The sequence below is a fragment of the Nostoc sp. UCD121 genome (assembly GCF_014222285.1).
GTDB lineage: Bacteria > Cyanobacteriota > Cyanobacteriia > Cyanobacteriales > Nostocaceae > Nostoc.
Window position 1 is genome coordinate 1 of the sequence record NZ_JACKZS010000277.1, and the last position, 8,243, is coordinate 8,243.

Below are 8,243 nucleotides of genomic sequence, written 5' to 3' on the forward strand. Positions count from 1 at the left end.
AGGAAATACATCTTTTGACATTAGGGTCAGACTCTTGATTTTCTCCTTATGCCCCAAGTTGCCTTTTCTAGAGACTGCTAGATTCAGGAGAACCCCAATGTCATTAGACAAAAATACCCTTGAGCAACCAGCAAATAATCTGCTGGCAGCTTTGCCAGACAGTGATTATGAGCGTCTTGTCCCCCATCTAAAGCTAGTTTCGCTTTCAAATCGGCAAATACTTTACGAAGCAGGCGAAGCGATCGCACGGGTCTATTTTCCCAATAAGGCAGTGGTTTCTATAATCACCACTATGGAAGATGGCTCGACTGTAGAAGCTGGTTTAGTGAGCAATGAAGGCATGGTAGGTATCCCAGTAATTTTAGGAGACGATATTACAACCACAACAGCATTAGTGCAGGTTACAGGCACTGCTATGCAGATGGATGCGGATATACTTAGAAGCGAGTTCAATCGGGGTACAGCCCTTCAAAGCCTGTTGCTGCGCTACGTGCAAGGTATGTACACTCAAATAGCACAAGGATCTGCCTGCAACCGTCTTCATAAACTAGAGGCGCGGCTGGCTCGGTGGTTGCTAACAGTCTCAGACCGTTTGGAATCAGAAGAGTTTCCACTCACGCAAGAATTTATTTCGCAGATGCTGGGTGTACGTCGCGCTGGTGTCACCGAAGCAGCAAACATCCTGAGCCAAGCCGGAATTATCACTTACCACCGTGGTCAGATTAACATCCTGAATCGAGAGGCTTTAGAAAAAACCTCCTGCGAATGTTATCAGATTATAGAAGATGAATATGTCCGTTTATTGGGCTTATTGCCCAATAAACGGAAAAAATAATTTTTTTCAACCTGCTATGTACGAAAGCGTACAGACTCTAAGAAGTGTGTTCATTTAATATTCTTTAGATTTTTCCTATCTATATTCCTTTAGAGAATACATCTTTCGACATTAGGATCAGAACCTTAAATCCTTTCCTTTTGCCCTGAGTTAGCTTTTCTAAAGTCACCTACCTTAAGGAGAGTGACTTCTAATGCCATTAGACAAAAACCTTTTTCAGCAACCACCAAATAAGCTACTTGCAGCCTTACCAGCCAGTGATTATGAGCGTTTTGTTCCCCATTTAAAGCCAGTTTCGCTCTCAGTTCACCAAATTCTTTACCAAGCAGCCGAACCCATCACACAGGTCTATTTTCCTGACAAGGCAGTGGTTTCTATAGTCACCACTATGGAAGATGGCTCAACGGCAGAAGTTGGGATAGTAAGCAATGAAGGCATGGTGGGTATCCCGGCAATTTTAGGAGACAACACTACAACCACAACAGCCTTTGTGCAGATTCCGGGTGCTGCTATGCAAATCAATGCAGATGTATTGGGAGCCGAGTTCAATCGGGGCGGAGCCCTTCAAACCCTGCTGCTGTGCTATGTACAAGCTGTATACTCTGAACTTGCCCAAGGTGCTGCCTGCAACCGCCTTCATACACTCGAAGAACGGCTGGCTCGCTGGCTACTGACAGTTTCTGACCGTCTGGAATCAGAAGATTTTCCCCTGACGCACGAATTTATCTCCCAGATGCTAGGTGTACGTCGTTCTGGTGTGACAGTAGCGGCTAGCACCCTCAGCCGAGCCGGAATGATTAGCTACCAACGTGGTCATATTAGAATCCTGAACCGAGAAGATTTGGAAGCAACTTCCTGCGAGTGTTATCAAGTTATACAAAACGAATTTGCTCGGTTACTGGGCAAAAAGCCCAGTAACCGAGCCAGAAAATTTTTTTGAGTTATGTGTGCGAAACCGAACAGACTGGCAAAAGTAACTTGATTTAAAGTATTCTGAGCAAATTTCTCTTTTAATGTTCAGTGAGTGAAAATACTCTTAAGCCGCAAGTAAATAGATTACTAGCGGCTTTGCCAACTAGTGATTATGAGCGTCTTGTTCCCCATCTGAAATTAGTTTCGCTTCCGACTCGGCAAGTCATTTATGAACCAGGAGAACCTATCACAGAGGTCTATTTTCCCCAAAACGCAGTGGTTTCTATAGTCACTATTATGGAAGATGGTTCAACGGTGGAAGTTGGGATAGTTAGCAATGAAGGTATGGTCGGTATCCCAATAATTTTAGGAGGCAATACAACAACCACAAAAGCGTTTGTCCAAGTTGCGGGCGAGGGAATGCGGATGGATGCAGATATTCTGAGAACCGAGTTCAATCGGGGCGGAGCTATTCAAAAGCTGCTGCTGCGCTATGTACGAGCTATATATACAGAACTTACGCAAGGATGTGCTTGCAACCGTCTTCATACACTAGAAGAACGGCTAGCTCGTTGGCTTCTCACAGTTTCTGACCGTTTTGAATCAGATGATTTTCCACTCACGCAAGAATTTATCGCCCAGATGCTAGGTGTACGTCGTTCTGGTGTGACAGTAGCGGCTAGCACCCTCAGCCGAGCCGGAATGATTCGCTATCAGCGTGGTCAAATTAGTATTCTCAACCGAGAGGATTTGGAAGCAACTTCCTGCGAGTGTTATCAAGTCATACAAAACGAATTTACTCGGTTACTGGGGAATCAGCCAAGGCGCTAGGCGTAGCCCGTCGTAGACATCGCAGATGAATCAATCTTCCAAGTTATTATGTCCGAAACCGGACAGACACTTAGCAATTAGTTCCATTAAGATTTAGTAAAGCATCATAAGGTATTTACAAACGCGTGCCATTTGATGCAATTGCTACTCCCAGTGTTTGAGCTAGACGGCGGTGAAAGTAATGTCTAATCAATCAATGTCTTTTAAAGGTCTGCGATTGCTCGTCGTAGATGATGATCCTGATACAAGAACTTTGCTTACCTTCTTATTTGAATTGGACGGAGCAGAAATTATCACAGCTGCTTCGGCAGGTGCTGCTATAGAAATAATGTCATTTTTTAAACCAGACATCTTGATTAGTGATATTTACTTACCAGATGAAAACGGCTGTTCACTGCTCATGAAGGTCAGAAATCTGGAAGCAAAGCGAGGGAGAAAAATTCCAGCTATTGCTCTAACAGCATCTGCTTTCGACGAAGACCGGAATCGGGCATTATTAGCAGGTTATGATATATACCGATGCAAGCCGATAGACTTAGATGATTTATCTTCAACGGTTGCTAGTCTAGTTATGCTCGAAGAATACGCTTGACACATTTGGATGCTTAAGGAATGAGGCATTAAGCAATAAAGCTTTAAATAAATTTAATTTATTTTGAAAATGCGATGTCTACCGAGGATTATATCAATGCCTGGTGATTTTTATACTAAATCAGCGTATTGGTGTAGCTCTTGGTAGACATCGCATTTTTTTAGAAATTTTTTGACTAATTTTATTTCCGCTACCAGCAAAAACCTTTAAAAGAGCAGGGATATAAAATATACTAAGAATAAATACAGAGGAGGCTAAAGTAATTCTCTGTGACTACTCATTTTTTCATATAAAGGGCTGCATTATGGAATATCTTGCTTATTCTCACATGTTTATTGCTCAAGAAGAGGCATCTGGAAACACCAAATATAATCTCCCTAAATCTCAATTGGCGAAAGAATCTCTTAAATCTTCTAACATAGTTATTGCTGAAAAACAGGCATTTACAAACAGCAAGCCTAAGTTCGATTGGAAAAAATTACTTAAATCTTCAGCTTGGTTAGCTTTAGCTGGTGTTGGTGTATTACTTCTTGCTGCTACCCAAATTCAAATAAGTTCGGCTGCTTATGTAAAGACTAACGGCAGTTGTTTGCGTATCCGTACAGGCCCAAGCACCAACTACTCTTATATTGATTGTGTATCAAACGGTGCAACACTTCCAGCGATTGAAAGGTATGAAAACGGTTTTGCTCGACTTTCTACGGGTAGATATGTTTATGCCCGATGGGTTGCTGATAAACCTAACAACTCTCCTGTGACTAGTAGGCCTGGTGGCGTTGGCGGTTCAGTTATTCTTACCCGTGGTTCTAAAGGTCAGCTTGTAAGAGACGTTCAGACAGCTTTAGGTAATCTCAGAGTTGATGGAATATACGGTCAAGAAACTGTTAACCAAGTCCGAAGCTTTCAGGCAAGTAAAGGTCTACTTGTAGATGGTACAGTGGGGCCCGAAACTAGAGCAGCTCTGGGTATTTAAAAGTTAGAGACAATTTCATCAACCAGCTACTTTGGAAAAATCTCATTTCTAGGTTATACCTATTTTCTTAGAAATCTAAACTAAGGAAGTCTGAGATTAAAACTTCTCTTATCAGAGACGCTACGCGAACAAAACATCTCGCCCGTCTGAAAGCGGGCAAGATGCTCACTTCACAACATTGAAACTGTGTTGAATGCAAATAAGAAAAGTCGATTTTATACACCCTGAAAAAGAGAAATTTTGTATTTTGTTTAGTCTAAGTTGAGGTTTCAGATGAAACACCTAAGTAATTTTGCACAATCTGCAAAATGCGCTCTGCTGCATGGCCATCCCCAAAGGGATTAATTGCATTTGCCATTGCTTCATAGGCATCTGGATCGCTCAGTAACTCAGCCGCAGATGCAAAAATGTTCTCACTCGTAGTACCTACAAGTTTGGCTGTACCGGCTACAACAGCCTCTGGCCTTTCGGTAGTATCTCTCAAAACCAGCACTGGTTTTCCCAAACTGGGGGCTTCTTCTTGCAAACCACCAGAGTCAGTAAGCAAAAGATGCGATCGCCCAATTGCGCCCACCAGTTCGCCATAATCTAGAGGTTCCGTCAAGAAAATTCGGGGATGGTTCCCTAAAAGCTCTTGCAACGGGACTCGCACTGTGGGATTGCGGTGTAATGGTAGCAATAAAGCTGTATCAGGGAACTTGTCTAAGATTTGTAAAAACCCCTCTGCGATCGCTTGCAGGGGTTCTCCCCAATTTTCCCGCCGATGAACTGTTGCTAACAGAACGCGGTATGAATCCCAGTCTAAGCCTGGTACATTACAAACAGCTTGGGTTGCAGCTACATTCAACAGCGCATCAATTACCGTATTACCCGTCATGTGAATTTCACCCAAAACACCAGAACGGTGCAAATTTTCCACAGCCCAAGGAGTCGGCGCAAAGTGCAACTGAGTAATTTGAGAAATTAACCGCCGATTAGCTTCTTCTGGGTAAGGATTGAAGATATCATCAGTTCTTAAACCTGCCTCTACATGACCAATAGGGATTTTTTGATAAAAAGCTGCTAAAGCTGCGGCAAAAGCCGTTGTCGTATCTCCCTGCACTACCACTAAATCTGGCTTTTTCTCCTTGAATAATGTTTCTAACCCTTGTAAGCTGCGGCAGGTAATATCATTTAGAGATTGCTGAACCTGCATAATTTCCAAGTCATAATCTGCCTTGATGTTGAACAGCTGCATAACTTGCTCAACCATTTCCCGATGCTGTCCAGTTAGAATTACTTGCGACTCAAAAGCTGAAGACTTCTGGAAAACCTGAATCACTGGGGCAAGTTTAATCGCTTCGGGACGAGTACCCAAGATAATGCAAACCCGTTTTTTATTAGTCATTAGTCATTAGTCATCTGTCATTTGCCAATGGTTATAGTCAATGGTCTATGGACAATAGTCAATAGTTGACGGTCAATCATTACACAAATCATAAAAAGCATGAAAAAACCCGGCTTAATCGGGTAGATAAACTGTATATCGAATTCACTTGTAATCACATCATTAGAGAGCATGAAAAAACCCGGCTTAACCGGGCAGACGCACTGTTTGTCGTATTCACCTGTGATGACTACATTTTAATCTCACAAGTTAAAGGGCAAGCAGCATAAACAGTAGTCTGCATTTGGTCTGCCTCTCCATGCAGCCAGCTTAACCATTTAACTTCGCTGGGATGAACTCCTTTAATAGTTAGCACACCCGCAGCCAATACAACTGCCATGACATTAAACATGATTAAAGCGCCTGCTACAAGCAAAACAGCACTAACAGGCATCACAGATTGCAAGATGATCGATAACAGACATCCAACCGTAGCCATCAAGACAACTAATGGAAACCCGACAACCAACAAGCATACTGCTAATGTAAAAGTCCATATTAAAAAGCTTTTAATCATCAACAAGGAGTAGGTCTTTCCTAGATTAGAGCTTTCAGCAGAAACCATGACTTTTCCTCCCAAAAATACACAGCAAATTTTAATTTCAGTGATATCTCGCTTTTGGCGAGTTAACTGATTTGTTTCTCAGTGAAATTCAGTATATAAAAACTAATTGGGAAAATGAGCATTTATTTACTAAACTTTACAGTTAGTTTTTTGTAATTGTGGATATAAAACCAAGTTTATATCTATTAAAATAACTTGCTTTCTGCATCTGTCTTCAGGTATATAACCTAAAACGTATGGGCTTTTAACGTTGATCCCCAGATATTGCTCCTACCAAGCTTAACATTTCTTATAAAAATTGATAGTGCTTCTCATAATTGATAGATGGGCTGAATAAATGAATAGTTAGTATTTATGCTGCTAATTGCTAGCAATTTGCATTCATGCCCAAGATAAATTTCTCATCTAATGGCTGAGAATATTCATATTTTATCAAAAGTATTATAAAGCACTATGTAATCTCTGGATTTTTGCTGAGGCGTTCTAAGCTATTAGGTGTGTTAACCATGATATATAGGTTAAATAATTTTTCTAAATTTTCTGAGTAGCAGAATCTTAGGAAAAAAAGATACCAGTTTAGGTGGATGAAATGGATTGACCGTGGTTCTAGATTTTCAATCGCCTCCCATCACCACTAGGGCTTGCACGCAAGCATTTTCCAAAAGTCATCGAAGTAAGTGACTTGACTTCTCACTAATTCAAATTTTTACCTGCCAAATGTGAAGATATATGACAGAATCACAGTCTCCATCAAATTCTAGCCCTGTTACCGAACGTAACTTGCCACCAATGCCACCACCTCCGCCAACCTTTAGTACGCAGAGGCAGATGACACAAACATTGGATATGTCAATGGATAGGAGTTCCAATACGCCTGTTGCAGGTCATCGTCCGGTTAGTCCACCGCCAATACCTACTTCAGTTCTCCCTAAAATTAGCAGTGCGGGGCCCACTTTAGAGAAGTTAATTCGGGAAGCTTACGATCAGGGATATTCTGACTTGCACTTAGGTGTGGGTGAAGTACCGCGCTTCCGCACCCGAGGAGAAATTCAATCATGGGATTATCCAGAAGTAAGTAAAGAAGCTTTTATGAATTGGTTGCGGGAGGTAATGAGCGAGGCGGAAATTCAGCGCTTTGAAGAACACTTAGAATTTGACGGAGCAACTCAATATGACTTTGCTCGCGTGCGGATCAATGTTTTTGGCACTCTTAGAGGGCCTGCGATGGTATTGCGGTTGATTCCTCTGAAAATCTTAACTATGGAACAGTTGAGATTACCCCCAATTTTTCGGGATATTTGTCATCATCACAAAGGTTTAATTTTGGTAACTGGGCCCACTGGTTCTGGTAAGTCCACAACAATGGCAGCGATGGTTGACTACATCAATAAGGAGATGGCCAAGCATATTATCACCATTGAAGACCCAATCGAATTTATCCATCAAAGCCGCAAATCTTTAGTCAAACAACGGGAAGTAGGAATGCATACCCGGAAATTTGACAACGCTTTGAAAGCAGCTTTGCGGGAAGATCCAGATTTGATTCTGGTGGGGGAAATGCGGGATAAGGAAACAGTCAACACTGCCCTAAAAGCTGCTCAAACTGGTCACTTGGTCATGGGAACTCTGCACACTAATAGCGCTGTCAAAACCATTGAACGGATTCTCAATCTCTACTCTGGTGACGAACAGGATGCAATGCGGGTGGCAATTTCTGAGTCTTTAGTAGCGGTAATTGCTCAAGGTTTGTGCCGCACAACTGACGGAAAGCGAGCTGCTTTCCACGATGTGCTGATCAATACTGAGGCTATTAAAGAATGGATCAAAGACGGTAAGTATGATGAAATTGGCGAGTTGATGAAACAAGCTGGCTTTGACGGCATGATTACGATGAATCAGTCATTACTCAATCTCTATCAAGAGGGTCGCATCACTGAAGAAACTGCTTTGGAAATGTCGCCAACTCCTAATGAAATGGCACAGTTTCTCCGAGGTAGAGTTTAAGATTTGGGAATTGGGAATTGGGAATTAAGAATTGGGAAGAGGACTTGGGGACAAGGAGAATTGGGGACAAGGGGAAAGACTTGTTTCAAGTTCTCACCTCTTGTC

At 42.1% G+C, this 8,243-nt stretch carries 8 protein-coding genes; 6 read left to right on the forward strand and 2 right to left on the reverse strand.

From position 1 onward, the window contains the following. The first annotated feature begins 97 nt into the window (after positions 1-97). The 5 genes from GNF10_RS33005 (at position 98) to GNF10_RS33025 (ending at position 4,143) form a co-directional block, all read left to right on the forward strand. Positions 98-835: a Crp/Fnr family transcriptional regulator gene (locus tag GNF10_RS33005; RefSeq protein WP_185580820.1), complete on the forward strand. Its 738-nt coding sequence runs from the start codon at positions 98-100 to the stop codon at positions 833-835. A gap of 193 nt (positions 836-1,028) precedes the next feature. Further along, complete coding sequence (locus tag GNF10_RS33010) at positions 1,029-1,775, forward strand: Crp/Fnr family transcriptional regulator (protein WP_185580819.1); 747 nt, start codon at positions 1,029-1,031, stop codon at positions 1,773-1,775. An 80-nt stretch (positions 1,776-1,855) separates the two neighbouring features. Further along, positions 1,856-2,578, forward strand: a complete 723-nt coding sequence (locus tag GNF10_RS33015) for a Crp/Fnr family transcriptional regulator (protein WP_185580818.1) — start codon at positions 1,856-1,858, stop codon at positions 2,576-2,578. A 181-nt stretch (positions 2,579-2,759) separates the two neighbouring features. Further along, positions 2,760-3,170 (forward strand): response regulator, encoded by a 411-nt coding sequence (locus GNF10_RS33020; RefSeq protein ID WP_185580817.1) that lies wholly within the window; start codon positions 2,760-2,762, stop codon positions 3,168-3,170. Between the two features lie 304 nt (positions 3,171-3,474). Next, positions 3,475-4,143 (forward strand): peptidoglycan-binding protein, encoded by a 669-nt coding sequence (locus GNF10_RS33025; protein ID WP_185581017.1) that lies wholly within the window; start codon positions 3,475-3,477, stop codon positions 4,141-4,143. Between the two features lie 256 nt (positions 4,144-4,399). Here the strand turns inward: GNF10_RS33025 and wecB are convergent, their stop codons facing one another. Then, a complete protein-coding gene (wecB, locus tag GNF10_RS33030; protein WP_185581018.1) occupies positions 4,400-5,530 on the reverse strand; it encodes a non-hydrolyzing UDP-N-acetylglucosamine 2-epimerase in 1,131 nt (376 codons plus the stop codon). A 229-nt stretch (positions 5,531-5,759) separates the two neighbouring features. Continuing rightward, positions 5,760-6,134 (reverse strand): hypothetical protein, encoded by a 375-nt coding sequence (locus GNF10_RS33035; RefSeq protein WP_185581019.1) that lies wholly within the window; start codon positions 6,132-6,134, stop codon positions 5,760-5,762. Between the two features lie 729 nt (positions 6,135-6,863). Between GNF10_RS33035 and GNF10_RS33040 the strand changes: the two genes are divergently transcribed. Next, on the forward strand, positions 6,864-8,138 hold the full coding sequence (locus tag GNF10_RS33040; RefSeq protein ID WP_185581177.1) for a type IV pilus twitching motility protein PilT: 1,275 nt from the start codon (positions 6,864-6,866) through the stop codon (positions 8,136-8,138). Positions 8,139-8,243: the final 105 nt, after the last annotated feature.